Source organism: Planococcus sp. 11815 (assembly GCF_051096385.1).
In the GTDB taxonomy this organism is placed as follows: Bacteria; Bacillota; Bacilli; order Bacillales_A; family Planococcaceae; genus Planococcus; species Planococcus citreus.
Genome location: NZ_CP096991.1, coordinates 912,458 through 938,686, shown reverse-complemented (window position 1 = coordinate 938,686; position 26,229 = coordinate 912,458). Strand labels below are relative to the sequence as shown.

Here is a 26,229-nt window from a genome sequence, read left to right as displayed (position 1 = left end):
TCATGACCGTACCGCTTCTCTTGCCTTTGCGATCGTCAATAGGTCGATGAGCAAGGAAAAGCCGGTTTCCGTTTTACCGGCTCCTGCGCCACTCAAGGTGACCGGTCCCAATAGGTCGGTTTCATAAGTGATGGCATTGAGCGCTCCTGAAACGGAAGCAAGCGGGTCATCCAGCGGCACTTTTTCCGCTGCCACTTTCGCTGAAACCAGCCCGTTTTCTTTCTTTGCCGAAGCGATTAGCTTCCAGCGCTTGCCTTCAACGCGCGCTTGTTCGATCAGTTCCGGCGTCATTTTCGAGATGCCTGTGCATTCGACGTCTTCGACCGATAAAGGCATGCCCATGACATGCTGCGCGAGAATGACGATTTTATAGCGCGCATCGAGGCCTTCGACATCACTCGTCGGATCCGCTTCAGCATAGCCAAGCTTTTGTGCTTCCTTGAGCGCAGATTCATAGCTTTCGCCCTCGTCCATTCGCATGAGCATGAAATTGGTCGTGCCGTTCAAGATGCCGCGAATCTCGGTGATGTCATTTCCGGCAAGCGCCAGTTTAGGCATCCGCAGGGCAGGCGTCCCACTCATGACCGTACCTTCAAAGCCCCAAGAGACGTTATGCTTATTTGCCAAAGATGATAGTTCCTGGTACGCGAGCGCAACCGGCCCTTTATTGGTCATGACGACATTCTTGCCGCTTTGGAAAGCTGCGCGGCAATGGTCGATTGCCGGCTGGCCGGTTTTCACGTCGGTATAGGACACTTCCACCACCGTATCGGCATTCGATTGCCGGATTGTTTCCAGGCTGTTCCATCCTGTGACGAGCCCTTCTGTTTTCGGATAGCTTTCCAAACTTCCGGTCTTTTGTACAGCGTCCAAGACCGTTTCGAGATCGAGCCCGTCCGGATGGTATAACGAGCCTTTCTTGAAATCGGATATCGCGACGACTTTCGCTTCAAAGCCTTCCCGGTCCCGCAGGCTTTGCCGTTTATTGTGCAGGATTTCCGCGAGCCCTTGGCCGACGACGCCGAACCCGATAAATGCCAGTTTATGTGTCATGCTTTCCCTCCTGTTCTCCTTGCTCGCCCGTTCAAGTGAAAAACTCGATTGCCGCGTTCGCTAAAATGGCAGCGCCCAGCGGCAAACTGCGTTCATCGATATCGAAATGCGGCGTATGCAAATCCCGCTCGATTCCGTCATCCAGCGAACAGCCGAGGAAAAACATTGCCCCCGGCAACTGCTGCGTGACATAAGCGAAGTCTTCGCCTCCCATGCCGAACGCCTGATGAATGAACTTTATAGATGGATCCGTTTTTTTGATAGCTTTTGTGATCTGTTCATTCACATGGCGATCATTGATTAACGCAGGCTCTCCCCTCTGGTAATGGAAGGAATAATCGCCGCCCAGATGTTTCGCGAGTGCGAATGCATCGCGGATTTCCGTTTCGAGCAGATCACGCGTGCTGGCTGAATAGCTTCGCACAGTGCCTTCCACTTGAACTTCGTGCGGGATTATATTGCTGGCAGTTCCTGCATGGATTTGCCCGACACTGACGACTGCGGGTTCGAGTGCGGATACTTTCCGCGGCACGATGCCATGCAGCGCCTGCAAAATGAGGCCGAGCATCCAAGTCGGGTCGCTGCCGAGTTCTGGGTAGGCACCATGCCCCCCGGTTCCATGAATCGACCCATGAAACACATCGACGTTCGCCATGCTGATGCCGTCATGCATTTGGACTGCACCGACTGGTAGCCATGGGCACATGTGAAGAGCAATCGCCAGCTCCGCTTCGTCGTAAGCACCCGCTTGCAACAGATACGGTGAGCCTGACATGGATTCGTCGTCAATCATTTCTTCTGCCGGCTGGAAAATGAACTTGACCGTTCCGCCCAATGGCTTGTCCTGAAAGTAGTCCGCGAGAAGCGAAGCGGTGCCGAGCAGGATGGCGGCATGCGCATCGTGCCCGCAGGCGTGCATGATTCCTGGAGTTTTCGACCGGTAATCGCATGTATTCGCTTCGTCGATGGGTAAAGCATCGATATCCGCACGCAGTGCTATTACCGGGCCCTCGCCTTTTCCGAGGGTTGCGATTACGCTCGTCTCAAAGCCGATCCCCCGTTCGACGGTAATGCCATCGATAGTCGCCAAAACAGATGCGATAAAATCCGCTGTCTCGAATTCCTGGAAGCTCAGCTCCGGAAATTGATGCAGCGTCCGCCGCCATTCGCTAAGCTTTCCGTTCATTTTCTCCGCTTCTTTCAGTAGTTCATCTTTGTCCTGCATTTTGTTCACCGGCTTTCCGATTAGACGTTCATCACCGTTTCGACGTGCTGGAATGCCTGCTCAAAATCGTTGATGATGTCTTCGATTTCCTCGATGCCGCAAGAAACGCGGATCAAACCTTCTGGGATGCCCATAGCGGCGCGTTCTTCCGGTGTGCATTCCACATGGCTTGTCGTACGCGCCGGGCCGACAGTCGTCTCGACCGCCCCGAGATTTGCGGCACGGTTCGCATATTGGAGTTTCGGCAGCAAATCACGCACAGTGTCGACGCCGCCTTTTACGGAAAAGCTCAGCATGCCGCCGAAGCCTTTCATTTGGCGTTTCGCGATATCATGGTTCGGATGCGTTTCGAGCCCTGGATAAAAGACGTCTTCGACGATGTCTTTCGTCTGCAAATACTTGGCGAGCGCCATGGCGTTCTTGCTTTGTTCGCGGATGCGCAAATGCAAAGTTTTCATGCCGCGCAGTAGCAGGTAAGCAGCCATCGGGTCCATCGTCGCGCCGTTGATTTCGCGGTAATGATAAACCTGTTCGACAAGTTCATGCGATCCGACCAGTACACCGCCGAGCGCATCCGCATGCCCCCCGAGGAATTTAGTCGCGCTGTGGAGAACGAGATCGACGCCATCTTCAAGCGGATTCTGGTTAATCGGTGTGCCGAATGTGTTGTCGATAATGACCAGCGCCCCTACTTCGTGACCTGCTTTTGCCATGCGTGCAATGTCCGTGATTTTGACAGTCGGGTTGGTCGGCGTTTCCAAATAGAGGATCTTGCAGCCCTTTTTGAGTTCCGCTTCAATTGCCTCATGATCACCAGTATCGACGAGTGCAACATCGATTTGCTGGCGTGGCAGGAATTCCGTGAAAATTTTATTCGTGCCGCCGTAAGTGTCTTTGATCGAGACGATGCGGTCGCCAGGCACGAGGAAAGTCGCAAGCGTATTGCTAATGGCTGCCATGCCCGTTGAGAAGCTGGTCGCCGATTCCGCGCCTTCGAGCAATTTCACTTTGTCTTCGAAAGCCTGAACGGTCGGGTTCGTATTGCGCCCATAAATATGGCCTTTTTTCTTGCCAATCGCAACGTCGTACCATTCATCCATATCGTCGTACGTATAGGCCACGCTCAAGACGACCGGCACTTGCGATGCCCCGTGTACCAAATAATCTTTTTCCCCGCCCCAGACTGCTTGTGTTGATTGATGGATTTTGTTGTTAGTCATGAACTCACTCCTCATATTTTTAATTGCTTTCAGTTTTTCATTGCCGATGATCAGGCACCGCCTTGATAGCCGATCAAATGCCCTTTCGTGAACAAGCCGCGCGGCATATTCGCCAGCGTTTCACAGCCGGTTTCCGTCACGCGGAAGGTTTCGCTCACTTCAAATCCCGAATCATCGAACCACATCGCCGGAATCATATGGAAGGCCATGTTCGGCTCAAGTATCGTGCGGTCGCCCATCCGGATGCTTGCGGTATGCTCGCCCCAGTCGGGCGGGTAGTTCAAGCCCACCGGATAGCCGATGCGTGCTTCTTTTTCAAAACCGTAACGGGCGATCGTTTTTGTCCAAGTGGCACAGATTTCTTCCAAGTATATGCCCGGCTTGATCATCGCCAGGCATTCGTTGATGCCTTCTGTCGTCACATCCGCAAGATGCTGAAGCTCTGCATCAGGCGTCCCGATAAACACGGTGCGTGCCAGCGGCGAATGATAACGTTTATAACAACCCGATAATTCTAGCGTGACCGATTCTCCTTGTTTATAGCGCTTGTCGGTCCACGTGAGGTGGGGAGCTGCTGTTCGTTCACCCGTCGGCAAAAGCGGCATGATCGATGGATAATCGCCGCCGTGTTCTTTCGTGCCGCTCACTTGTACTTCAAGTATCCTCGCCGCGACGTCGCATTCACGGACACCTTCCCCAATCATTTCCATGCCTGCTGCCATCGCTTTTTCTGAAAAACGTGCCGCACGTTTCATGTAGACGATTTCAGTATCGGATTTCACTAACCTTACCCAATTGACCAAGGAGGTGGCATCGTGAAAACGGGCATTCGGCAGCCCTTTTTGCAGACTGGCGAAACATTTCGCGGTAAAGTAATAACTATCCATTTCAACGCCGATCGAACGCCGGTCCTGGCCGATTTGCGTCAAGATTTCCGCTACGAAATCCATCGGGTGGCGCAATTCTGTTTGGACGTAGATTTCCGGATAGGCAATGATGTTGTCGGGATAAAGCCAAGTAGTGATCTTCGCTCCATTTGCATCCATAATGCGGCCAACCCATATTGGCTGATCTTCGTCTTCAATGACAATGAGCATCTGGTGTACATAGAACGACCAAGCATCATATCCAGATAAATAATTCATATTGGCAGGATCGGTGATGAGCAGCACTTCAATGCCTTTGTCTGCCATCCGCTGTTTCGTATTTCTGATACGCCCCTGATACTCTGCAGTTCCAAACGACATGGGGAATCCCCTCCTTAAGTTCACGATTTAAAAGTCGGAATAGTCAATCTTTTATTCTTGTGCTCAGTATAACTGCCAGGTTTCTTTTAATGCATCCGTCATAGTGTATGAAAATGCGTGCAGCACTTTAGTCAATTTTTCCACACAAAAAAAGCCTTCTTGACTTAGAAGGCTTTCATTCAAGCGTCGTTCGGTTCAGAGGCACGGATGCGATGGGTGCGGACGCATAATTCCAATAGAAACAAATCGTCCGGGTCGACAAGCGATAACCCTGTCAATGACTCGATTTTGCGCAAGCGGTATAGCAGCGATTGGCGATGCAAGTTCAAGGCACGCGCCGTTTGGCTAACATTTCCTTGATAATGGTTATAGGCCGAAAAAGTGCCGATCAGATCCATTTGCCGCTGCTGGTCGTAATCGACAAGCGGCTGGATCGTCGACTCGATGATGTCTTTCATCCCTTCGGTTTTGGCCAATTGCAATAGCAGCCGGTCTGCGCGGGTATCGCGGTAATCCATCCGGTGCCCCGGCCCTTTTTTCATGCGCCCGATTTCAAGTGCCGCCTTCGCATGCTGAAAACTGCTGCTGAAGCCGGCAAAGTCTTGCGCGTGATCGCCTATGCCCCAGGACAGCAGGACTTCCGGCAATAAATTCCCCAGCCGCCGTTCGATCAAATCCAAAAAATTGACCTGGTTTTCCTGCCCGCTTTCGGGTGGCTTTTCCAGGAAGATGATCAAATACCCGTCTACATAACCCGTCATCACCGTGCGTTTCATGGCATGGGCCGCGTAATGGATTTCTTCTTCGATATAGGCAATCATGCTTTTCGACCAATCAGTATACGAACTATGATCCGGCTTTCGGCGTCCAAATAATTCACGTAAATTCTCCGGGCTGCCCGCCAGGCCAATATATGGGAGCTCCAGGTCATAGCCGAGTGCGCGGGCACGGGAAGCCGCCTGCTCTTTGGTCGTGAATTCCCCATTGGCAAGTTCGCGGACGAAATCCATGCGCAGCGCCGCTTTTGTCTCTTCGACTGCATTTTGCCTTGAGCGCCATAAGGAAATGGTCGTTGCCGCATGCTCCAGCACGTGAACCGAAAAGACATCAAGACGCCCATCGCCTGCATTTTCCGGCAGTTCGACGAATAGATAACCCTGAGCTTCCTCTGATACTTGGAGCACCGGGACTTGGACGATCCTTCGGCCACCCAATTCGCCCCTGCGGAATTTCTGGATCATCGGGTCACGGTTTCCTTTTGGAGTTTCCTGGCGAATCGGGAAAATCCCTTTGCCGACCTGCTGTTCCCACGCTTCCAGTTTGGTGCGCGAAAAACCGGCAGCTGCTTGCACTGCCCCGTGTGCATCCGTGATGAGCAGCGCACTGTCGAGCTCACGGCGGATATAGGCAGCGATTTTCTCCAATTCCGCATCCGCCAGAATCAATTTCAATAAATCCTGCTGCACTTGTTCCGAACGTTGCCGCTCTTGACGGTGCAGATCGTTCAAATCGATCATCACTTCTTCGATGACCGTTGAGAAGCGTAGCTCCCACGGCAGTTCAATGAGCAGGAATGCCTGCTCTTCGGCCATTTCTGCAATCTCTTTGGGAATTTCAAAAACGTGCCGCCCCATCGCGATCATGAGGGCGGCTGCCCCAGAATCGATGATGTCCTGGACAAATCCGCGAAATGTCTCCAACTCGTTTTTACATCCCATCGCAGTCGTCAATACCAGCTCATTGCGGCGTACGAAATTCTCCACCGGCATTTCCATGACCGACACCCAGTGCACAGGCTGCGCATGTGCATATTCTTTGGCTGTACGGACGACCGCCCCTTCCAACAATTCATAATCCAAGACATCTTGCACGGTCAGCTGCATATGATCCCCTCCGCGCTACATTGGTTTCTGCCAGTATAGCAAAAACAAACCTTCTGAAAAAGTAAGTGTCCGAATAATCAGAACAAATTATAAATGAAAAGGATTTTTCCATTCCATCAATAAAGCATAATCACGGGACTCTTCATCATCTAAATATCTCGGAACTAGGGTCACCGGCATGCGGCCGCAACTGAGCAAGAAGCTGATGACTGGATCCCTCAGCTCACCCGCCAGCACATTTTCTATGTATTGTTCAGCGGACAGTTCATGCGCGTAACGATGATACCCTGGCATGCGCCCGCCGCCCACGAGACGCTCGAGCCCGTCCGCAACGACCCGCTCATACATCGCTTCCATCAATAACTTGCCAAGTTTCAGTTTGCGGAATTTCGGCTTGATGCCGATGTCGACAACATACAGCGATTCACCGTCTGGGTCATGCGTTCCGATCGATCCCGAATCAGTCACTTGTTCCCATGTATGTAAAGGACGATTGGGATCGAATTTCGTGAGCATCCCTGTCATGGACCCTGCGATTTCGCCATCGATCTCTACACAGATTGCGCCTTCAGGATAAAAGGCGATATGGTTTCCAAGTTGTCGCTCGTTCCATAACAAATCGGGAGGGAACGGCGGCGGAAAACTTTCACGCTGGACTTCGATCAAGCCAGAAAAGTCTTCTTCTGTGTAGGTCCTGATAGTCGCTAAAACCGGACGCCCATCCTTAAAAACGTATTGCTGTTTTTTATACATTGTGTCGCCGCCTTTCTTTTTGATTAGTTTACCCTAAGAGGATGCGTATACACAGTAGTAGGGATGAGAGGAATGAGGCGAGTCTGAGGTTAATGGCTTTGGCAACTTAAAATTCGCTAAAAAAAGCTTGCCGAATTGGCAAGCTTTCCTGTTGTTCTATTATACTGGCGGCAATACCTGTGGTCCGTTGATTGTCACGTTTCCATCAGCATTTTCTGCTTGTGTTGCGATTTGAGACAATCCAGCCGACAAAGTCAAGATTAGCGCTAAGGTTGCACCAACCAATAATTTTTTCTTTTCCATGTTATTCACCGTCACTTTCCAGAAATTGAGTTTGATAGTAATAGGCTTTCTGCCAATCTTGCTGCTCTTTGTAATGAGTCGCAAGCTCTTCAGAAAGATGTTTGGTGTCTTTTATATAACCATATTTTTTGAAAAATGGAAACATTTTATCTTCTTTATAGTTCAAAAGTTCTTGTTGGGAAAATTCTCGTTTCCCGTAGTAATCACTGTATAACTTAAAGTATTCTTCATCTTTCGGGGTCCCGGGCATACGCAATTGTTCGATCAGGCCAACTGTTTCTTCTTCACTTACGCCTTTTAGTTCCAGCAGATTGACGATGACCGCTTTGTGTATATAGCTTCCTGGCTGCAACACATCTTTGAGCTCCGAAAACAGCTCGAATGCTTGGCTGTCTTGCTTCTGGCTCTTCATTAATTCCGCATAATTGTAAAGAACCGATTGATACAATTCATGCTGATGGGTCAAATGGGCGTTGCGTTTTACCACTTCATATAAGCTGGCGGCTTGAGTGCTTAGATTGCGCCTTGTGTAATTAATCGCGAGCAGCAATTGCGCATGCAGCAGACGGATATAATTGTGGTGCATCTCGTAAGAACGCACTGCCCGCTCCGCAAAATATGCAGAAAGTTCCAGACGGTCATGTACTATTAAAATTCTTGCTTTTTGATAATAAAATTCTCCTTCCAGTTTTTGCGGAATGCTTTGAAGCCCTTGATCCAACCTGTACATCAAGTCCATTGCTTCTTTTTGCTGGCCTAAAGTAGTGAAATAGAGCGCCTGAAAAAATCGGCTCATCCATAACTCGGGTGCTGTAAAAGAAGCTTTCAGCTTTTCAAGCAGCTTTTGCTGTGCTGACGCTTTGTCCATCTGCAAATCCAGGACATAATAGCGGAATTTATACAATTCATATTGATTCACCAGGTCGGTTGATTGCAGGTAATCGTCCTCATCCAAAAGCTCTTCATAGATTTTATGCAAATTGTCGAGATCGTAATGAAGTGCGCAATCAATAAACCGCCCTAATTGCTGTTCAAGCCGCTTCTGGTGTTCCAGTTCTTTTTTCAATTGCACGCCCATTTTGGAAAGCAGCGCTTCGTAAGTTTCTTCGTGCGGCGTATAGGTATTGGATTCGATTTTGCTCAAATGCGATACGGAACAGATGCCATCAGCGAGCTGTGACTGTGTGAGGTTGTGCTTGAGCCGATAGTATTTAATCACAGAACCGATGTTCATAAACTCACCTTTCTTTGTCAGAATATATAAATATTAACACAAAAAAACAAGCCTGGCTGTTACAGCCGGGCTTGTCTTCAGTCTAACTCTTATGGCAGGCGGTAGAATCCGAATCCAGAAGCGGAGTCGTCTCCAGATCCTGCATAATAGCCGGATAGAATGTCGTTGTTCGCTGCGCGGTTTTGAAGGTCGCCGCGGACTTGCGTGTGCGTTGCAGATGGGTTTGCTGCCCAGATTTTCGCTGCAAGGCCGGCTGCATGAGGAGATGCCATCGATGTTCCACTAATCGTTGCATAGCCTCCGTCATACCAAGCGGAGTAAATGCTTGCACCTGGAGCTGATACTTCTACATCATATTTCCCGATGGAATAATCACCAGCATATTGGCTGTATCCGCGTGAAGAGAAATCCGCTACGCGGTACGTGCCATTTTGCTGCACATTCTCAAGAGCTGCTACCGCTACGGCATTTTGCAATGCACCTGGGAAGCCGATCGATCCTTGGTACGGGCCTTCGTTGCCTGCTGCTGCAATAACAAGTACCCCTTTACCGTATGCGTAGTTGACCGCATTCGTGATCAAGCTGCTTTCTGCTGAAGAGCCAAGAGACATATTGATGACCGTTTTCTGGTTCAAGGCTGAAGCCTGGTCGGCTACGTGACGGATGGCCGTTGCGATATCATCGGCAGAACCGGATCCGTCATCGCCAAGCACTTTGTATCCCCAAAGGTCGGCTTGCGGCGCTACGCCGTACAAGCCGCCATTGCCGTTCGCAAGTGCTGAGCCGGCTACGTGCGTCCCGTGCCCTTGACGGTCCGTGCAAGAACCGTTGCGGATGCTTGTTCCGATAGTGAAGTCTTTACATTGTTCAACGTTCGCTGCAAGATCCGGGTGGCTAGTGTTGACGCCTGTGTCCAGGACTGCAATGTTGACGCCTGACCCGCCGCTTGTTTTCGTGATGGAACTGTTATTATAGATTGCTTTAATGCCCCAAGGAGTAGACTGGGATGCAGCCATTGCTTGATAGCGCGCTTGTGGTTCAAGTGTTGTCGTTTCCACTGCATATTCAGGCACTTTTTCAATCGTTACATTTTTGTTTTTCTTCAAGGCTTCGAATTGCTTTTCCGTCATATCGGTTGTGAAGCCTTCGCTATTGAAATCCCAGTGGACGCCGTATTGATCTTTCGCTTTTTCAAGGTCGTTTTTCCCTGGCATATCCACGAGCACACGGATCGTCTCATTTGCGTTCGCTTTTTGTGCGTCTGGAGCTTCATTTGCTGAAACCCCCATTGCTGGTACTAGCATAGTCGCTGCCAGCATGGCTGTCGTAATGAATTTTGCTGATTTTTTCATCTTTCGAATCCCCTTTTCCGAATAGATTTGTATGGCCCTGTGCAGCAAGCGGCGTCCCGCCTGTTGTTCTGCAGCTGTTGCCATGCTTTAAATCTAGCAGAGAAAAACGGATTGTGTAATTGGGAAAATCCTTGCCCAGGAAAGCTCCTTATAACCAAAACATAACTTTATACCCACAACTATATTCCTTTAAATGAGGAAAATGAGAACATTAAAAAAAGCCGCTCGATGCGGCTTTTAATTCAATAAATAGACACGCGCTTCGTATGGTTGCAGTTTGCCGTCGACATAGCTGTCGTAATTCGACAACAACAATTCCCCGTCGACCGGGTTCCACCAAGAACAGGTATCGTCATCGAGATGTGAAATGACCAAATAGCGTGCTGCCCCGTATTCCCTCGTATACGCATAAACATATGGACATTCCAGAAATGCCAAATGCGTGCTGCCGTACACCAAAGTTTCATGCTCCTTTCGCAATTGCAGCATCTTCTTATAGAAAGACAGCACCGATTGCGGATCTTTTAGCTGCGCTTTTACATTAAGCCAATTGAAATTCGGGTTTACCGGAATCCACGGCTTGCCCCCTGTAAAGCCGGCGTTTGCGCCAAAATTCCATTGCATCGGCGTCCTTGCATGATCCCGGCTGATTTTCTTGATGGTCTTCATCAACTCTTTATGCGAAACTCCTTTTTGACGATGATAGCGATACATATTTTTCGTCTCGATGTCCCTGTACATATCGATATCGTCGAACGGCGCATTGGTCATTCCGATTTCCTGCCCTTGATAAATGAAGGGCGTGCCTTGCATGAAAAAATACATGCACCCAAGTGCTGTGGCGCTTTCCCGCCAATGCTCACGGTCATTGCCCCAGGTCGAAACGGTGCGCGGTCGATCGTGGTTTTCCAAGTACAAGGAATTCCAGGCAATCCCTTGTGCACTGCGCTGCCAACGATCGAGGACGATCCGCAAATCGTCGACATCGACGCCCGCACTTTCTTCATCCCACGCTTCTTCATGCGCCTCCAAATGGAAGATCATATTGAATTTGCCTTCTTCTTCACTGATCCATTCGTTGATCTCATGCGCTCTGATGCTGTTCGCCTCACCGACGGTCACCACATCATAGCGGTCAAAGGTTTCGCGCCGCAATTCTGCCAGAAGGTCCTGAATCCCTTGGACATTCGTCATTTTCTCCCACGCCGGCACGTAATTCAGCCCGTCTGGATTTGGCATATCCGTATAATCTTTTTTCAAATGATTGATGGCATCTACACGGAAACCGTCGATCCCTTTATCGAGCCACCACAGAATCATATCGTATAGCGCACGCCGTAATTCGGGATTTTCCCAATTTAAGTCGACTTGGCTTTTTGAAAACAAATGAAAATAGTATTGCCTGGTTTTTGGGTCATAAGTCCAAGCCGGCCCGCCGAATATACTTTCCCAGTTCGTCGGCTTATCGCGCCAGACATACCAATCGCGCTTGGGATTGTCGAGCGATGATTTCGATTCCAGAAACCATGGATGCTGGTCGCTCGTATGGTTCAATACCAAATCCATCATGATCTTCATGCCGCGCGAGTGAATATCGTCAAGCAAACGATCAAAATCATCCATCGTCCCCATTTCATCCATGATCGCCTGATAATCGCTGACGTCATACCCGTTGTCGACATTCGGCGATTTGTAGACCGGGCATAGCCAAATCATATCGACACCGAGCTCCTGCAGATAATCGAGTTTTGCCCGGACGCCGTTCAAGTCCCCGACCCCGTCGCCGTTTGTATCAAAAAAACTGCGCGGGTAAATTTGATAGACCACCGCTTCTTTCCACCATGTCTTTCTCAAGCTCATCCCCCTCTTCCTGCTATTGCGGAATTGATGTGCTCACATTGACTGCTGACAACCGTTGTTTTTTTATATAGTATACGCCTTTTCCCCTGAAAGTCCTCTTTGCCCATATAATAAAAACCGCCCGCGAGATGCGGACGGTTTCGGTCAATTATTCAAGTAATACTGTTCCATAGCGTTGGCCGAAAAGCCGGCGACGTAATCGCTGCCGCCATCGTCTTCGATCGATTCAATCATCATCGCCAAAATGAAATCTTGCTGTTCAGCGTGATAAGAAACGAAGAACCCGTTCTCTTGCCCTTCTTCACCTAGAGCGCCTTTCAATTCAGCGGTGCCGGTTTTTCCGGCAATCGGCACAGTATCGATATCGGCCGATTTGGCATAGCCGTCCGTGACGACATTGCGAAGATTTTCTTGAAGCACAGCCGCATTGCCTTCACTGATCAAGCCTTCTTTCCATACTTGCCCAGCTTCTTCGCTAGCGTAAAGCGTCGGCTCATAAATCGTGCCGCCATTGAGGAATGGCTCGTAAGCCGAGGCGAGATGCAGGATATTGGCGAGCATCTGCCCTTGGCCGAATGATGTATCCGCCAATTGCCCTTCAGACCCAAGAGTGCCGTCATTAGAGATTTGAGAACTCTCCAACTCGATGGCAAACGGCAATTCCTCTCCGAAGCCATAGGCAGTAAGCCCATCAATGAATGTTTCCGTTCCCATCTCAAGCGCCTGCCTCGCAAAATAAATATTGTCCGAGTAAACGAGTGCACGGTTCAAATCAATCGGATTGGGCGCTTCTGGGTGCAGGCGGGATACACGGTAGGAGCCCCATGAGCTGTCTTTTTGCCAAGTCTGGCCATTGATTTCGAGCCCTTGCTGCGGATCGAGTGTTCCTGCTTCCATGCCGATGGCCGCTGTCACCGGTTTAATGGTCGACCCCGGGGCATAACTTGCAGCAAAACGCGTGAACAGCGGATTCAATGGATCTTCCGACAATTCCGTGTAGCGCTCTCCGCTGATGCCTGCAATGAATTCATTCGGGTCAAAGCCAGGAGAGCTGATGAGCGCCAAAGTTTCGCCGTTTTCAGGCGACACTGCAGCAGCGCTTCCCGGTTCCCCTTGCATCGAATCATAGACAGCTGTCTGCAATTCAGCATCGATGGTCAGTTCCACATCCTCCCCAGCTGTCGGTTCCTGTTCAGCGAGGACGATATCTTCAGCCCCTTCTGCCTGTTTTTGGATGAGGATGCGTGCGCCGCTCTGGCCGCGCAGCTGTTCTTCGAGACGGCGTTCAAGCCCTTGGCGGCCGATCAGGTCATTTGCTCCGTAGCCTTGGCCTTTTAATTCTTCTAATTGCTCTGCTGTAATCGAGCCGATATAGCCGGTCAAGTGGCCGAATGCTTCGCCGTATGGATATTCGCGCATCGCCGTTTCCTGATAAGTGACGACATCGCTCGCTTCCACGTCAGCGATTAATTGTTCCGCTGATTTCGACGCTTTTGTCAGCGGCACGAATTGATCCGGCTGAACCCAACTTTGGTTCAGGCTTTCTTCAATCGATTCCACTGTCAACCCAAGAAGTTCAGCAGCCTCAGCTATATCGCTGTCTCCTTCCAGCCGGTCCGGCACCACGCCAAGATTATAGCCGGTGCCATTGATAGCCAAGCCGCGCCCTTCACGGTCCACAATCTCCCCGCGCTCAGCGGCTTCAGTCCGCACTGCGACTTCATCGCCTTCTTCAAGATCCTTGAATATCAAGGACGGATCCCACTCGACAAACCAGTTCTCTCCGCTTTCCTGCTCTTCATGGATCAAGGAAACCGTCTGGTCGAATTCAACCGGCCCGGCAAGCGTATCCATCGCGATAGTAAGCGGAAACTCAGCCGGCTCCGCTTCGTCCCATTCCGCATCTTCCTGCGCAGTATAGCTGACTTCAAGATTCTCGATGCCGAGGTCCTCAATCAATTGCTGCTGCCGCTCATCGAACGCTTCTTGGGGAAAAGCTTCTTTCGAGCCTTGTGTCAAATAGTCTTCGTACATCGCTGCGAAATCTTGTTCATTCCAATGGCTGACGTATTCACCTAATCGGTCTTCCGGCGTCGGCTGCGGCTGGCATCCTGCCATCGCAAGTACGCCAGCACCCGCTGCTATTGCTATGTATCGTTTCATTTTCGTGACCTCCTGTAGCTTTCTAAATTATGCTCTTGATTTGGCCGAAATCCCTATTTATCTAAATGGAAAATTAATAGGACGCAAAAAAATAGCCAGTGTCACTTCATTAACTGCGTGAAACACCCAAGCTAATTGAAGTTTCTCTTTATTTTACCAATAAGTGGCACCGAAGCAAACCCGATTCACTCGCTTTCAACGCTTTGCAGTTTTTCTTGCTAGATATGCTATCTTTTCCCCCACTATGGTAAAATCAGTAATCATAGAATAGGAGGATGTTTATGATCAACTTAACATATTCACAAGCGATTGAGTCTGCAGTAGATCTTAAAATGAAAACCCGTTTACACCAAATTCAGGAGGATCTGTACGCGAAAAAAGGAGCCGGCTCTGATTTCCTTGGCTGGCTTGACTGGCCCTCTTCTTTGCCGGAGGATTTTCTGGCAAAAATCGAAGACACCGCCAAAGCAATCCGCGAAAAGGCTGACGTCTTGGTCGTCATCGGAATCGGCGGTTCCTATCTAGGGGCAAAAGCCGTCCTTTCTGCGCTGTCGCCTTATTTCCAGAAAGACGAGCAATTGGAAGTGCTGTTCGCGGGACATCAAGTGAGCGGTGAATACTTGAAGCAATTGCTTGAACATCTAGAAGGCAAGGAAGTCGTCGTCAACGTCATTTCGAAATCCGGCAAAACGACAGAGCCAGCTATCGCGTTCCGTTTCCTGCGCGACTATATGGAAAAACGCTACGGCGACGGTGCGGCCGAACGCATCATCGTGACAACCGACGCTGAAAAAGGGGCACTTCGCCAATTAGCGGAAACAAAAGGCTATCAACGCTTTATCGTGCCGGATGATGTCGGCGGGCGCTACTCCGTCTTCACGGCAGTTGGGCTGTTGCCGATTGCCGCTGCCGGGCATTCAATCCGCAAGCTGTTGGATGGTGCAAAAGAAGCGGAAACGACTTACCGGGATGCTGGCCCTGACCATAACCCAGCGATGCAATACGCGGCGATCCGCCATCACCTGTATGTCCAAGGTTATACGACAGAAGTGAACGCCATCTTCGAGCCGAAGCTGTCGTTCGTCCAGGAATGGTGGAAACAATTATTCGGTGAAAGTGAAGGAAAAGAAGGAAAAGGCATCTTCCCGGCATCGGTCGTCTTCACGACGGACTTGCACTCGCTTGGCCAATTCATCCAAGACGGGCAGCGCAACTTGTTCGAAACCTTCCTGCTGGTAAAAGAAGCACAGGAAGACCTGGAGATTTTCGAAACACTTGAAGACGGCGACGAATTGAATTATATTGCCGGCTTGTCCTTGCAGGAATTTAACCACATCGCCCATAAAGGCACATCGAACGCCCATTTGTCCGGCGGCGTACCGCAATTGAGCTTGACCGTGGACCGCATCGACGAATCCCAGATCGGCCATTTGCTGTATTTCTACATGCTGAGCTGCGCGTATAGCGCGTACCTTCTCGGCATCAACCCGTTCGACCAACCGGGCGTCGAAGAATACAAGAACAATATCTTCAAGCTCTTGAAAAAACCAGGATTCTAAAAAAACGCTTTTCCCGAACAGCCTTCTGGCCAATCGGGAAAAGCGTTTTTCAATAGAAAAATGGATATTCCTGTTGCACAACCATTAAGCGAGCTTGTACACCCGTGCTTCATACGGCTTTAATTGATGCAAGTCACGGTCGTGGTAATTGGCCAGCAGCAGTTCTGCGCCTTCCGGTTCCAGCCAAGTGCATGTGGTGCTTCCAAGGTTCGAAAGGATGAGCACTTGTTCCTCCCCTTGCGTACGGGTATAAGCGTAAACATCTTCGCAATCGGTCTCGGCCAAATCGTAGCTGCCATAGACCAGCACATCCATGTTTTTGCGCAGGAAGATCATTTGCTTATAGAACGACAAAACGGATGCCGGATCCTGCTTTTGGCTTTCGACATTGAGCCATTCGAAATTCGGGTTCATCTGCAGCCACGGAGTGCCTGTCGTGAATCCAGCATTTTCTGCTGCGTTCCATTGCATCGGCGTGCGGGAATGGTCGCGGCTTGTCGATTTCAATAAAGTCATGATCGCATCATGTTCCATGCCTTCCGCCAAATTATAGAAATACAAATTATGCGTATGGACATCGTCATAATGATGGATTTCCTCAAACGGCGCATTGGTCATGCCGATTTCCTGGCCCTGATAGATGAACGGTGTTCCTTGCATGAAGAAATACATGCAAGCGAGCGCTGTCGCACTTTCGCGCCAGTATTCCCCGTCATTGCCCCAAGTCGAGACGACGCGCGGCTTGTCGTGGTTTTCGATAAACAACGCATTCCAGCCGACGCCGTCGACCGCTTTTTGCCAGCGCGTCAAGACGGTTTTCAAATCATTGACGTTAATCCCTTGTTTGACATCATTGTCCCAAAGCGTCAAATCTTCGAATTGAAACACCATGTCGAATTTGCCGTCTTCTTCGCTGATCCATTCATCGATATCTTCTGCATAGACCCCATTCGCTTCCCCAACCGTCATGATGTCGTATTTCGCAAATGTCTCATCGCGCAATTCAGCGAGCAACGGCTGGATGCCATCGACATTCATCATTTTTTCCCATGCCGGCACCCATGGCTTGCCCTCTTCTATCGGCAGATCGCTGAAATCTTTCTTGATATGGCTGATCGCGTCGACGCGGAACCCGTCGATGCCTTTATCCAGCCACCAATTGACCATTTTATATAAGGCTTTGCGAACTTCCGGATTTTCCCAGTTCAAATCCGGCTGCTTTTTCGAGAAAATGTGCAAATAATATTGCCCCGTCTTCTCGTCGAGCTCCCATGCCGGGCCGCCGAAAATGCTTTCCCAATTCGTCGGGCGGTCGCGCCAAACATACCAATCGCGTTTTGGGTTATCGAGTGACGAGCGTGATTCCAAAAACCACGGATGCTCATCGCTCGTGTGGTTGATGACTAGGTCGATGATCAATTTCATGCCGCGCGCGTGCACTTCATCGAGCAAACGGTCGAAATCAGCCATCGTCCCGAGTTCATCCATGATTTCCTGGTAATCGCTGATGTCGTAGCCATTATCGTCATTCGGCGATTTATACATCGGGCAGAGCCAGATGACATCGATCCCCAGTTCTTTCAAATAATCCAGTTTTTCCGTGACACCGTTGATATCCCCGATGCCGTCTCCATTTGAGTCATTGAAGCTGCGTGGATAGACTTGATACGCCACTGCTTCTTTCCACCATGTTTTGTTCATAATCTTGTTCCTTTCAAAGACTTTGACAAGATCCTCTTTCGATCAATGTTGCCGGAACGATGATGTTCCGGGGAGGGGCATTGTCATCGTTTATTTTTTCCAATACCAGATTCGCCGCTTCCATTCCAAGGTCAAAAATCGAAATATCCACCGTACTGAGCGGCGGCTTTAAATGGCTCGACAAAGCATGGTTGTTGAACCCGACAATTGACACATCGGTAGGCACGGCAATATTCAAATCTTCCAGATAACTGATCACTTCATAGGCGACCAGGTCATCGTGCGTGACGATGGCTGTCGGCGGATTTTTTTGTTCCATCAAGTTGCGGATCGCCTGCTGTTCGTGCCCTTCCATTTCTTCCTGTGTGACCACATAATCTGGAGTGAACGGGATCCCCGCTCCGTCCAGCGCTTGCCGGTAGCCACTCAAACGGTCAGAAGACACGATAAAATCGGATGCGCCACCGACGAATGAAATGTCCCGGTGGCCCAGTGAAATCAAATGGCCCACCACTTCTTTCGCAATGGCGACATTATCATTATCGACATAGGAGATGGCGTCCGGGCGCGTGTATGGCCGCCCGACCACTGAAAACGGAATGCCATTTGCCAGTAGGTAGTCCAAGATTTTATCATCAATTTTCGAATACAGCAAGATAACGCCATCGACGCGTTTTCCTTGTGTCATCGCCACCACTTCCTCATAGATTTCCTGTTCAGTCGCGCTTGTCGACAGGTACAGACCGTACTGGCTATGATGGGCACTGACGGAAATGCCGCGCAACACTTCCGGGAAGAATGGATTCTGGAAAGCAAGCGTCGTGGAATTTTCCATGATGACGCCGATCGCTTTGCTTTTTTTCGCTACCAAATTGCGTGCCTGGAAATTCGGGTAATAGCCGAGCTCTTCCATGGCTTTTCGCACTTTGCGCTTTGTTTTCGGGGTGATCTTCGGATGATCCGCAATAACCCTAGAAACTGTCGCCGGCGAAACTTCCGCCAGTTTCGCGACATCTTTAATTGTAATTGCCATTGCGATTGCCCCCTTATTTTACAGCGCCATCCGAGACACCTTTGATAATCGAGCGCTGCGCAAAGAAATAGAAGATAATGACCGGAATGATCGCCAGCGTAAGTCCCGCAAGCGCCAAATGCCATTGCTTCGTATATTCGCCGAAGAAGAAGAACATCTTCAACGGAATCGTTTCACTGCCGGTCGTATTGATGACCAGCGACGGCAACAGGTAATCGTTCCAGATCCAGATGATATTGAGTATGGCGACCGTGACAGTGATCGGCTTGAGGATCGGGAAAATGATATGCCAAAACACTTGCCAACGGTTCGCCCCGTCGATTTTCGCCGCTTCATCGAGCGATTTCGGGACATTATTCAAAGCACCATGATACAGGAAAATCGACAGGCTCGCACCGAAACCGATATACATGAAAATCAATCCGCCGCGGTTCAGCATATCGAACTGGCCGAATACCGTGACGAGCGGGATCATCACCGATTGAAACGGGATGAGCATCGCCGAGACAAACAGGAAAAACAAGAATGTGGATATCTTGCTTTTCGCTCGCGACAACGCATAAGCAGCCATCGCCGAGAACAAGACGATGAGCACGACGCTGACAACGGTGATCAATAAAGAATTGAACAAAGTTCTGAGAAAGTCGAGTTCCTGAAATGCCACGATGTAGTTATCGAAGCTCCACGCTTCCGGAGGGCTCGTCGTGTCGAGGAAAATTTCCTTTTTTGATTTGAAGGAATTGACGAACATTAAGTAAAAAGGCAATAGCCATAGAATCGCCAGTGCGACGCCGAGCACTTCAACTTTTATATTCCAGCGGTTGCGCATTACATTTCGACCTCCCGGCGTTTATTGATATACACTTGAACGAGTGCAATAATAGCGACGATCAGGAAGAAGATGATCGCTTTTGCCTGAGCATAGGCGAAGGCATTTTGCACAAACGCTGTCTTGAAAATTTCCATGGCGACCATTTCCGTCGAATTGTATGGGCCGCCCGCTGTCAGCGATAAGTTCTGGTCGTACAGCTTGAATGTATTCGATAAAGTCAAGAACATACTGACTGTGAACGCCGGGGCAACAAGCGGAAAGATGATGTAGCGGAAGCGCTGTACGGTCGATGCGCCGTCAATTTCAGCCGCTTCGATCAACTCTTTCGGCAAGCCTTCCAAATAAGCGATGTAGATGACCATGATATAGCCGGCCATCTGCCAGCTCATCAGTATGACCAAGCCCCAGAACCCGGTTTCGGTCGTCGACAGCCATGCCTGCAAGCTTTCCATGCCGACTGCTTCGCCGACGCTCGCGAACACTTTCAGGAAAATGAACTGCCAGATGAACCCGAGGATCAAGCCGCCGATCAAGTTCGGCATGAAGAAAGTCGTGCGCAGCAAGCTGCTCGTCTTGATCTTCGATGTGACGATCAAAGCGAGTGACAGTCCGATGAAATTGATCAAAATAACAGATACGACCGAGAATTTCGTCGTGAACCAAAGCGAATCGAGGAAGCGCTCATCTTTAAATAAGTTCAAGTAATTCTGGAAGCCGACAAATTCGCCGGTTTGGATGCCGTTCCATGCCGTGAACGAATAGAAAAGCCCGAGCAGCATCGGCACGACGACGACAAGTGCCAGCGCCAACAATACAGGCGCTAAAAATAACCAATAGGAAAGATCCCGTGTACGCATAGTTTAGCCTCTCTTTCTATTTAAACCCTGAAACAAAACAAAGCAGCACAATGGCTGCTCTGGTATGATGGACAAATTACTCCCCACGGCTCGTTTCCCATGCCGCTTTTGCTGAATCGACCACTTCGTCCCAGCTCGCTTCATCGCTCAAGTATTTCTGGATGTTCGCGCCGAGTTCATCTTCGCCCCATCCAGTCGGATAGCCCATGAAGACCCAACCGATTGTTTCGCCAGCTTCTGAAGCATCATAGATCGCTTTGGACATTGGATCGGTGATTTTGGATGTGTCATAACCTTCATATGCCGGGATGAATTTAAAGTCTTCCAAAACAGCTGTTTTCCCAGTGTCGGACGTGTATAGCCAATCAAGGAAATCTTTTGCTGCCGTTACGACTTCTTCGTCTTGGTTCGAGTTGACGCCCCAATACATCGGCACGCCGACTGGTAATCCGCCATCTTCCAAGCCTTCAACTGGGATCGGCATCATGCCAACACCTGAATCTGCGAGTTCCTGGTCAATTCCTGCAATCGAACCGTAAACCCAGTTTCCTTGTTGGATGATCGCCACACGTTCAAGCGAAAATAGCTCTTCAACTTGCTGTGAATAGTCGAGGCTCACAGTCGGCTGCTTCGAATACTCGTTTTGCAAATCGAGGATTTTCTTGAAGCCTTCGCCGTATTCAAATTCCACTGTATCTGCATCGTATGCCGTCAAGACATTATTATCGAATTCAGGCGCGAGGAAAGTGTTCGACAAATGAAGCCCTGTCACCCACGTCTCTTTTCCTGGCAACGCGAAGACCGATTCAAGGCCGAGTTCTTCTTTTTTCGAATCAAGCGTTTTCACCGCTTCTTCTAAGCTCGCATAATCCGTAATAGAGGCGGCATCGATTCCAGCTTCTTCGAACAAGCGTGTATTGTAGATAAATCCGTAGCCTTCCTGGTTATACGGCAAGCCGAGCACTTCCGATTCGACTGTCACGCCGTCTAGTGTGCCCTCGAGTGCTGCATCCGCTGCGCCTGTATCGGACAAGTCAGTCAAGTTATCTTTCCAGTCCGTTACGTCCTGTGGCCCGCCGATGTTGAAGATCGCCGGCTCATTGCCTGAAGCGAAACGGGAACGAAGCGCAGCGCCGTAATCTTCTCCGCCGCCGACTGTCGTGATTTCGATGTTGACATCAGGATTTTCTTCTTCGTATTGTGCGACGACATCTTCAAACTGGTCTTTAAACTCTACTTTGAATTGGAAGATATCGACGGTCACTTGCTCGCCGCCGCCTTCTGCCGTTGATCCTTCATCCCCTGAACTGCATGCTGCAAGCGCCCCCGCTGATAGTAAAACAGATGCCAATAACCCCTTGCTGAACTTTAATTCCTTCACTTGAACTCCCCCTTTGAGTTGTTGTGCAAACGATTGCACGATAGAGTAGAAAAAAATGGAAACTCCTTGGTAAGCGTTTCCAACTAATAATTATTAACAGATTATCACAATGAAAACGTTTGCGCAATCTATTTTTAAAATATTTCAATTGTTTTTATGTCGTGCAAGCAATCTATAGTCAACCGGCACCCTTCACGGCCTGCGCCAGCCTTTTCACTCGGGCATGGCTCAGGCTTCAGGACCTTTGAACTCTTATCTTTATTTCTCCAAAACGAGCAGCGCTGCCCCAAGCATGCCGGCATCGTTTTCGAATTGTGCCACTTCCACCGGTAATGGATTCAATAGCACTTCCGCCAATTGGCGCTTTAGTTCATCCATCCATGCAGAGGCCGATTCCGATACACCACCGCCAATGATGAGCATGTCCATATCGAAGATCGCCTGTAAGCTGCTGATGTAGATTGCCAAGTCCTCGGTGAAGTCAATGACCAGCTTTTGCGCTTGGGCATCTGTTTCAGCCAGTTCGAATAATTCTGGCGGCGTCACCGAAAGCCCCGTTTCCTTGATGCGGCGCACAAGGGCCGTACCCGACAGGTATTGCTCTGCACAGCCAAGCCGGCCGCAAGCGCAGCGTGAACCGTTTGGATACAAGATCATATGGCCCAGTTCTGCAGCCCCGCCGTGCGGGCCGCCGCTCAAGAGCTTGCCGTCCCAGATGATGCCGCCGCCAAGCCCCGTGCCGAGCGTAATGCATACAACGCGTCCAAGCCCCCGTGCTGCGCCAAATTTCGCTTCAGCGAGCGCCGCGCAATTGGCATCGTTCTCCACTTCCACGTGTCGCCCTGACGCTTGTTCGAGTGGCGCTTTGACCTCTGTCCCAGTCCATCCTGGCAGCATGTCGCCCGCAAAAACGATGCGCCCTTCTTTCGGGTCGACAAACCCGTGCGTTCCGATGCCGATTGCCGACACGTCAGGATGCTCCTCTAAAAACAACAGCACTTGACGCTCCAAATGCGGATACAGCGGAAACTCCGTCTTCACTTGCCGCTCTGCGAGTATCCGCCCTTCTGCATCGATGACCCCCATGCGGATTTTCGTTCCCCCAATGTCTACCCCGATTACTTTACTCATTCTCTCCATCCTTCCTTAAACTCATTCATCCATTTTTCTGGTGCCATCATAAAAGCATACAGCTTCATATGGCTCGAGCAACACTACATCCTGATTTTCCTGCGGCGTGTAATTCCCGATCAACACTTGGCCCTTTGGCATTGGCAGTTCACGCGGCGTTTCGGAAAAATTGCAGTAAACCGTCAATTGCTCATCCGGCGTATTGCGTGTGTAGGCGAAAATCTCTTCATCCTCACGGTGCAATAAGTTGAAATCGCCTTCTGTGATGACTGCCAAGTCTTTTCTGAGCGCGATCAATTTTTGGTAATGGCCGAATACTGAATCCGCTTCATGACGGTTTTCTGCATTGATCTCCGGGTAATTCGGATTGACTGAGATCCACGGCTCCCCATCGGTAAAGCCGGCGTTTTCAGAAGCGTTCCAATGCATCGGCGTTCTGGCATTGTCCCGTCCTTTTGCGTGAATCGCCTTCATGAGCTCTTCGTGCGGAATACCTTGTGCCCGCTTTTCCTTATACATATTCAAAGTCTCGATATCCTGGTAATCATCGATCGACGAAAACGCTACATTGGTCATGCCAAGTTCTTCTCCTTGGTAAATATACGGCGTCCCTTGCAGGAAATGAAGGCAAGTGGCAAGCATTTTCGCCGATTGTTTACGGTACTGGCCGTCATCCCCGAAACGCGAGACGATGCGCGGCTGGTCGTGATTGTTCCAATACAAACTGTTCCAGCCTTTCTCATAAAGCTCCACTTGCCATTTTTCCAGGTTTTCTTTTAAATCCGTGAGGCGCAGCGGCTGGAGCTCCCATTTCCCGCTCGGTCCCTGGTCCAAGTTCATATGTTCGAAAGTGAAAATCATATTCAATTCATTGCGCCCTGGACCCGTATACAGTTTGGCGTCTTCCGTCGCAGCGCCTGGCATCTCGCCGACTGTGACGATATCGTAATCGGACAGCACTTTTTTGTTCATTTCCTGTAAAAACTCATGGACGCGCGGCCCGTTGAAGAAGTGTGGTGTGCCATCGCCATCGATGCCATCCGGGAAATCCTGATCTTTGGAAATCATATTGATGACGTCCATGCGGAAGCCGTCAACGCCTTTATCCAGCCACCAGCGCATCATCTTATACACTTCATTTCGCAGTTCTTCATTTTCCCAATTCAAGTCCGGCTGTTTCTTGGAAAACAGGTGCAGATAGTATTGCTGTCTCTTTTCATCGAATTGCCACGCCGATCCGCTGAAAAAAGAGCGCCAATTGTTCGGCTGGTTTTTCCAGATGTAATATTCAGGCCGTTCCGTGAACCAATGGTGTTCGTCAGAAGTATGATTGACCACCAAATCCATGACAAGGCGCATCCCGCGTTCGTGAATTCCGTCAAGCATCCGGTCGAAATCGTCCATCGTCCCGAACTCCTGCATGATTTTTTGGTAATCGCGGATGTCATAGCCATTGTCATCGTTCGGGGAATCGTAGACAGGGGAGAGCCATAACACATCCACGCCGAGCTCCGCCAGATAATCCAGCTTGCGGATGATCCCTTGGATGTCGCCAATCCCGTCGCCATCAGAATCCATGAAACTTCTCGGATAAATTTGATACACCACTGCTTTTTTCCACCACTCCGTCATAGTCTCGCCTGCTTTCCTGAAGATTCATTCATTTCTTTTTATCATACGGAAAATTGGAAAAGAAACACAGAACTTTTTAAGTAAACCTTTTATAAAAATAAGTTGACTTAAAATAACTCATTCTTTATACTCGGTTTTAGTACATACGAAGTGGAGGATTTTCATGACAACTTCAATAACCAGATCCAGCAATCATTCGCGTACCTTAACACTCGTTCACATCGCCATGTTCGCAGCGCTCATGGCGATCGGCGCCAATATTTCCTCTTTCCTGATCGTCGGGGGCGTGCCGATCACCTTGCAGACCTTCTTCGCAGTTCTTGCCGGCATTCTGCTTGGCAAGCGTCTCGGCGCTGCTGCGATGATCGTCTATGCCGCAATCGGCCTTGCCGGCGTCCCGGTCTTCGCCAAGTTTTCAGGTGGTATGGACACATTGATCTCGCCGACATTCGGCTTTATCCTATCTTATATCTTTACCGCTTTTGCAGCAGGTTGGATTGCAGAAAAAATGCCTTCAAAAAAAGGGTTTATCTTCGCAGCTCTTGTAGCGACAGCGATCAATTACGTGTTCGGCACCAACTGGATGTATGCCGCTTATAAACTATGGTTTGCCGCGCCGGAAGGCTTTACTTACGGGATGGCTTGGGCTTGGATGGCGGTGCCTCTTCCAAAAGACGTGCTGCTCGCTGTCTTTGCCGGCCTGTTCGGCTTCCGGATGCAGCCCATCATCAAGAAATACTTGCCTTAACAGGAACAGCCAGTTGCCGGAATCCCGGCAACTGGCTTATTTTTGTACGCTCGATTCGTCGACGCGCAGCTTGTAATTCTGTTCGATGATGCGGATCAACCCAGCCAAGCTGGCATTGACGGGCGTTTCGATTCCGTGTTTTTTCCCCAGCTTCACGATGCCGCCATTGATGACTTCGATTTCGGTCTGGCGTTTCTTCAAGATGTCCATGAGCATCGATGATTTATTGCCGCCGATATCCTGGCGGCCCATTCTCAGGCATTCCTCTGCGACCGCTTCTGCGTCCGCATCCACCCCTTCCGCACGGGCGACGAGCACCGCTTCTGCCGTGACCGCACGCAGCAAGTCTTCTCCTTCCTGCGTATTGAGGATGTCGCCGTTCTTCAGGCGGGTGAGGGCGGTCACGGAGTTGAAAGCGGCATTGACGAATAATTTATTCCAGATGACGGCGTTGACGTCTGCCGACACTTCCGTTTTCATGCCCGCTGTACTCAATTTTTCGGCAAAAGCTTTGAGTTTCTCGCTGGCAGCTTCTTCTTCGACATTGCCCAAATAGTTTATGCCCCAGCCCCTATGCAGAATTGTGCCATCGTGTTCAACGCTCGCGCCATGGCCAAGTGTTCCGGAGACGACCGTATTCATCGGAAACAATTGTTGGATCGTTTCGGCGTTCCCGATGCCATTTTGCATCGTGACGATCACCGTACCCTCAGCCAGCTTGCCACGCAGTTTGCTGAGCACCGCTTCATTGGCCTGGGCTTTCAACAGGACGAGCAGGATATCCACCTGCTCATGGGCTTTTAAGTCCTGTATGATTTCCAGATTGATTTGCGTAACCGAATTATCTTTTTCGACGATGCGCAAACCTTGCTTATTGATGGTTTCCACGTGTTTATTCATTCGATTGTATAAGCGCACTTGTTCCCCGCTTGTCTTCAGTTTGCCCCCAGTCAGACAAGCCATCGCGCCTGCCCCGGCAATCAAAATCTTCATCCTATTCCTCCTCCATCCATGTCTGCTTTCTTCACTATACCAAAAAGGCCTTCTGCGTGGCAGAAGGCC

20 protein-coding genes and 1 pseudogene are annotated in these 26,229 nt (G+C 49.9%); 2 read left to right on the top strand and 19 right to left on the bottom strand.

The features are described 5' to 3' along the window. The 11 genes and pseudogenes from M1Q06_RS04760 to M1Q06_RS04710 form a co-directional block, all read right to left on the bottom strand. Nucleotides 1-1,074: pseudogene (locus M1Q06_RS04760) on the bottom strand (homoserine dehydrogenase); the annotation flags it as partial. A 10-nt stretch (nt 1,075-1,084) separates the two neighbouring features. Further along, nucleotides 1,085-2,278 carry a M20 metallopeptidase family protein gene (locus tag M1Q06_RS04755; protein WP_434401977.1) on the bottom strand — a complete coding sequence of 398 codons (1,194 nt, stop codon included), beginning with the start codon at nt 2,276-2,278 and terminating at the stop codon, nt 1,085-1,087. A gap of 20 nt (nt 2,279-2,298) precedes the next feature. After that, nucleotides 2,299-3,498, bottom strand: coding sequence for a cystathionine gamma-synthase family protein (locus tag M1Q06_RS04750; RefSeq protein WP_101189840.1), 1,200 nt, complete (start codon nt 3,496-3,498; stop codon nt 2,299-2,301). Between the two features lie 50 nt (nt 3,499-3,548). After that, nucleotides 3,549-4,745, bottom strand: a complete 1,197-nt coding sequence (locus M1Q06_RS04745) for a M24 family metallopeptidase (protein ID WP_101189839.1) — start codon at nt 4,743-4,745, stop codon at nt 3,549-3,551. Between the two features lie 179 nt (nt 4,746-4,924). Next, nucleotides 4,925-6,628: a PucR family transcriptional regulator gene (locus M1Q06_RS04740; protein ID WP_434401975.1), complete on the bottom strand. Its 1,704-nt coding sequence runs from the start codon at nt 6,626-6,628 to the stop codon at nt 4,925-4,927. Between the two features lie 87 nt (nt 6,629-6,715). Beyond that, on the bottom strand, nt 6,716-7,381 hold the full coding sequence (locus M1Q06_RS04735; protein WP_434401973.1) for a GNAT family N-acetyltransferase: 666 nt from the start codon (nt 7,379-7,381) through the stop codon (nt 6,716-6,718). Nucleotides 7,382-7,540: 159 nt separating this feature from the next. Further along, nucleotides 7,541-7,684: a hypothetical protein gene (locus tag M1Q06_RS04730; protein WP_434401971.1), complete on the bottom strand. Its 144-nt coding sequence runs from the start codon at nt 7,682-7,684 to the stop codon at nt 7,541-7,543. A gap of 1 nt (nt 7,685) precedes the next feature. Then, the gene (locus tag M1Q06_RS04725) at nt 7,686-8,918 is read right to left on the bottom strand and encodes a helix-turn-helix domain-containing protein (protein ID WP_434401969.1); all 1,233 of its coding nucleotides are present in this window, start codon (nt 8,916-8,918) and stop codon (nt 7,686-7,688) included. Nucleotides 8,919-9,007: 89 nt separating this feature from the next. Next, entirely contained in the window at nt 9,008-10,270 is a 1,263-nt protein-coding gene (locus tag M1Q06_RS04720) for a S8 family peptidase (RefSeq protein WP_121300600.1), read from the bottom strand. 237 nt (nt 10,271-10,507) lie between these two features. After that, the gene (locus M1Q06_RS04715; protein WP_434401967.1) at nt 10,508-12,130 is read right to left on the bottom strand and encodes an alpha-glucosidase; all 1,623 of its coding nucleotides are present in this window, start codon (nt 12,128-12,130) and stop codon (nt 10,508-10,510) included. Between the two features lie 144 nt (nt 12,131-12,274). Then, nucleotides 12,275-14,293, bottom strand: coding sequence for a penicillin-binding transpeptidase domain-containing protein (locus M1Q06_RS04710; RefSeq protein WP_434401966.1), 2,019 nt, complete (start codon nt 14,291-14,293; stop codon nt 12,275-12,277). Between the two features lie 275 nt (nt 14,294-14,568). Here M1Q06_RS04710 and M1Q06_RS04705 point away from each other — a divergent pair, with 275 nt between their 5' ends. Continuing rightward, complete coding sequence (locus tag M1Q06_RS04705) at nt 14,569-15,852, top strand: glucose-6-phosphate isomerase (protein ID WP_434401964.1); 1,284 nt, start codon at nt 14,569-14,571, stop codon at nt 15,850-15,852. 84 nt (nt 15,853-15,936) lie between these two features. Here the strand turns inward: M1Q06_RS04705 and M1Q06_RS04700 are convergent, their stop codons facing one another. The 7 genes from M1Q06_RS04700 to M1Q06_RS04670 all read right to left on the bottom strand — a co-directional run bounded on the left by M1Q06_RS04700 (nt 15,937) and on the right by M1Q06_RS04670 (nt 24,419). Beyond that, nucleotides 15,937-17,553: an alpha-glucosidase gene (locus M1Q06_RS04700; RefSeq protein WP_404336934.1), complete on the bottom strand. Its 1,617-nt coding sequence runs from the start codon at nt 17,551-17,553 to the stop codon at nt 15,937-15,939. Between the two features lie 13 nt (nt 17,554-17,566). Beyond that, a complete protein-coding gene (locus M1Q06_RS04695; protein WP_101189833.1) occupies nt 17,567-18,586 on the bottom strand; it encodes a LacI family DNA-binding transcriptional regulator in 1,020 nt (339 codons plus the stop codon). A 13-nt stretch (nt 18,587-18,599) separates the two neighbouring features. After that, the gene (locus tag M1Q06_RS04690; protein ID WP_101189832.1) at nt 18,600-19,415 is read right to left on the bottom strand and encodes a carbohydrate ABC transporter permease; all 816 of its coding nucleotides are present in this window, start codon (nt 19,413-19,415) and stop codon (nt 18,600-18,602) included. Then, on the bottom strand, nt 19,415-20,275 hold the full coding sequence (locus M1Q06_RS04685) for a carbohydrate ABC transporter permease (protein ID WP_112233674.1): 861 nt from the start codon (nt 20,273-20,275) through the stop codon (nt 19,415-19,417). The genes M1Q06_RS04690 and M1Q06_RS04685 overlap by 1 nt, the downstream gene beginning before the upstream one ends. Before the next feature lie 76 nt (nt 20,276-20,351). Beyond that, nucleotides 20,352-21,656 carry an ABC transporter substrate-binding protein gene (locus M1Q06_RS04680; protein WP_434401961.1) on the bottom strand — a complete coding sequence of 435 codons (1,305 nt, stop codon included), beginning with the start codon at nt 21,654-21,656 and terminating at the stop codon, nt 20,352-20,354. 258 nt (nt 21,657-21,914) lie between these two features. After that, complete coding sequence (locus M1Q06_RS04675; protein WP_101189830.1) at nt 21,915-22,787, bottom strand: ROK family protein; 873 nt, start codon at nt 22,785-22,787, stop codon at nt 21,915-21,917. 21 nt (nt 22,788-22,808) lie between these two features. Next, nucleotides 22,809-24,419 carry a glycoside hydrolase family 13 protein gene (locus M1Q06_RS04670; RefSeq protein WP_101189829.1) on the bottom strand — a complete coding sequence of 537 codons (1,611 nt, stop codon included), beginning with the start codon at nt 24,417-24,419 and terminating at the stop codon, nt 22,809-22,811. 163 nt (nt 24,420-24,582) lie between these two features. On the opposite strand from M1Q06_RS04670, the gene M1Q06_RS04665 reads away from it, so the two are divergent. Further along, nucleotides 24,583-25,167 carry a biotin transporter BioY gene (locus tag M1Q06_RS04665; protein WP_101189828.1) on the top strand — a complete coding sequence of 195 codons (585 nt, stop codon included), beginning with the start codon at nt 24,583-24,585 and terminating at the stop codon, nt 25,165-25,167. Nucleotides 25,168-25,203: 36 nt separating this feature from the next. Here the strand turns inward: M1Q06_RS04665 and M1Q06_RS04660 are convergent, their stop codons facing one another. Further along, nucleotides 25,204-26,160 (bottom strand): ketopantoate reductase family protein, encoded by a 957-nt coding sequence (locus M1Q06_RS04660; protein WP_434401957.1) that lies wholly within the window; start codon nt 26,158-26,160, stop codon nt 25,204-25,206. Nucleotides 26,161-26,229: the final 69 nt, after the last annotated feature.

What these genes read in the sequence shown, in the direction of transcription:
- M1Q06_RS04755 (WP_434401977.1), bottom strand. Translation starts at nt 2,278, where the DNA reads ATGCAGGACAAAGATGAACTACTGAAAGAAGCGGAGAAAATGAACGGA.
- M1Q06_RS04750 (WP_101189840.1), bottom strand. Translation starts at nt 3,498, where the DNA reads ATGACTAACAACAAAATCCATCAATCAACACAAGCAGTCTGGGGCGGG.
- M1Q06_RS04745 (WP_101189839.1), bottom strand. Translation starts at nt 4,745, where the DNA reads ATGTCGTTTGGAACTGCAGAGTATCAGGGGCGTATCAGAAATACGAAA.
- M1Q06_RS04740 (WP_434401975.1), bottom strand. Translation starts at nt 6,628, where the DNA reads ATGCAGCTGACCGTGCAAGATGTCTTGGATTATGAATTGTTGGAAGGG.
- M1Q06_RS04735 (WP_434401973.1), bottom strand. Translation starts at nt 7,381, where the DNA reads ATGTATAAAAAACAGCAATACGTTTTTAAGGATGGGCGTCCGGTTTTA.
- M1Q06_RS04730 (WP_434401971.1), bottom strand. Translation starts at nt 7,684, where the DNA reads ATGGAAAAGAAAAAATTATTGGTTGGTGCAACCTTAGCGCTAATCTTG.
- M1Q06_RS04725 (WP_434401969.1), bottom strand. Translation starts at nt 8,918, where the DNA reads ATGAACATCGGTTCTGTGATTAAATACTATCGGCTCAAGCACAACCTC.
- M1Q06_RS04720 (WP_121300600.1), bottom strand. Translation starts at nt 10,270, where the DNA reads ATGAAAAAATCAGCAAAATTCATTACGACAGCCATGCTGGCAGCGACT.
- M1Q06_RS04715 (WP_434401967.1), bottom strand. Translation starts at nt 12,130, where the DNA reads ATGAGCTTGAGAAAGACATGGTGGAAAGAAGCGGTGGTCTATCAAATT.
- M1Q06_RS04710 (WP_434401966.1), bottom strand. Translation starts at nt 14,293, where the DNA reads ATGAAACGATACATAGCAATAGCAGCGGGTGCTGGCGTACTTGCGATG.
- M1Q06_RS04705 (WP_434401964.1), top strand. Translation starts at nt 14,569, where the DNA reads ATGTTTATGATCAACTTAACATATTCACAAGCGATTGAGTCTGCAGTA.
- M1Q06_RS04700 (WP_404336934.1), bottom strand. Translation starts at nt 17,553, where the DNA reads ATGAACAAAACATGGTGGAAAGAAGCAGTGGCGTATCAAGTCTATCCA.
- M1Q06_RS04695 (WP_101189833.1), bottom strand. Translation starts at nt 18,586, where the DNA reads ATGGCAATTACAATTAAAGATGTCGCGAAACTGGCGGAAGTTTCGCCG.
- M1Q06_RS04690 (WP_101189832.1), bottom strand. Translation starts at nt 19,415, where the DNA reads ATGCGCAACCGCTGGAATATAAAAGTTGAAGTGCTCGGCGTCGCACTG.
- M1Q06_RS04685 (WP_112233674.1), bottom strand. Translation starts at nt 20,275, where the DNA reads ATGCGTACACGGGATCTTTCCTATTGGTTATTTTTAGCGCCTGTATTG.
- M1Q06_RS04675 (WP_101189830.1), bottom strand. Translation starts at nt 22,787, where the DNA reads ATGAGTAAAGTAATCGGGGTAGACATTGGGGGAACGAAAATCCGCATG.
- M1Q06_RS04670 (WP_101189829.1), bottom strand. Translation starts at nt 24,419, where the DNA reads ATGACGGAGTGGTGGAAAAAAGCAGTGGTGTATCAAATTTATCCGAGA.
- M1Q06_RS04665 (WP_101189828.1), top strand. Translation starts at nt 24,583, where the DNA reads ATGACAACTTCAATAACCAGATCCAGCAATCATTCGCGTACCTTAACA.
- M1Q06_RS04660 (WP_434401957.1), bottom strand. Translation starts at nt 26,160, where the DNA reads ATGAAGATTTTGATTGCCGGGGCAGGCGCGATGGCTTGTCTGACTGGG.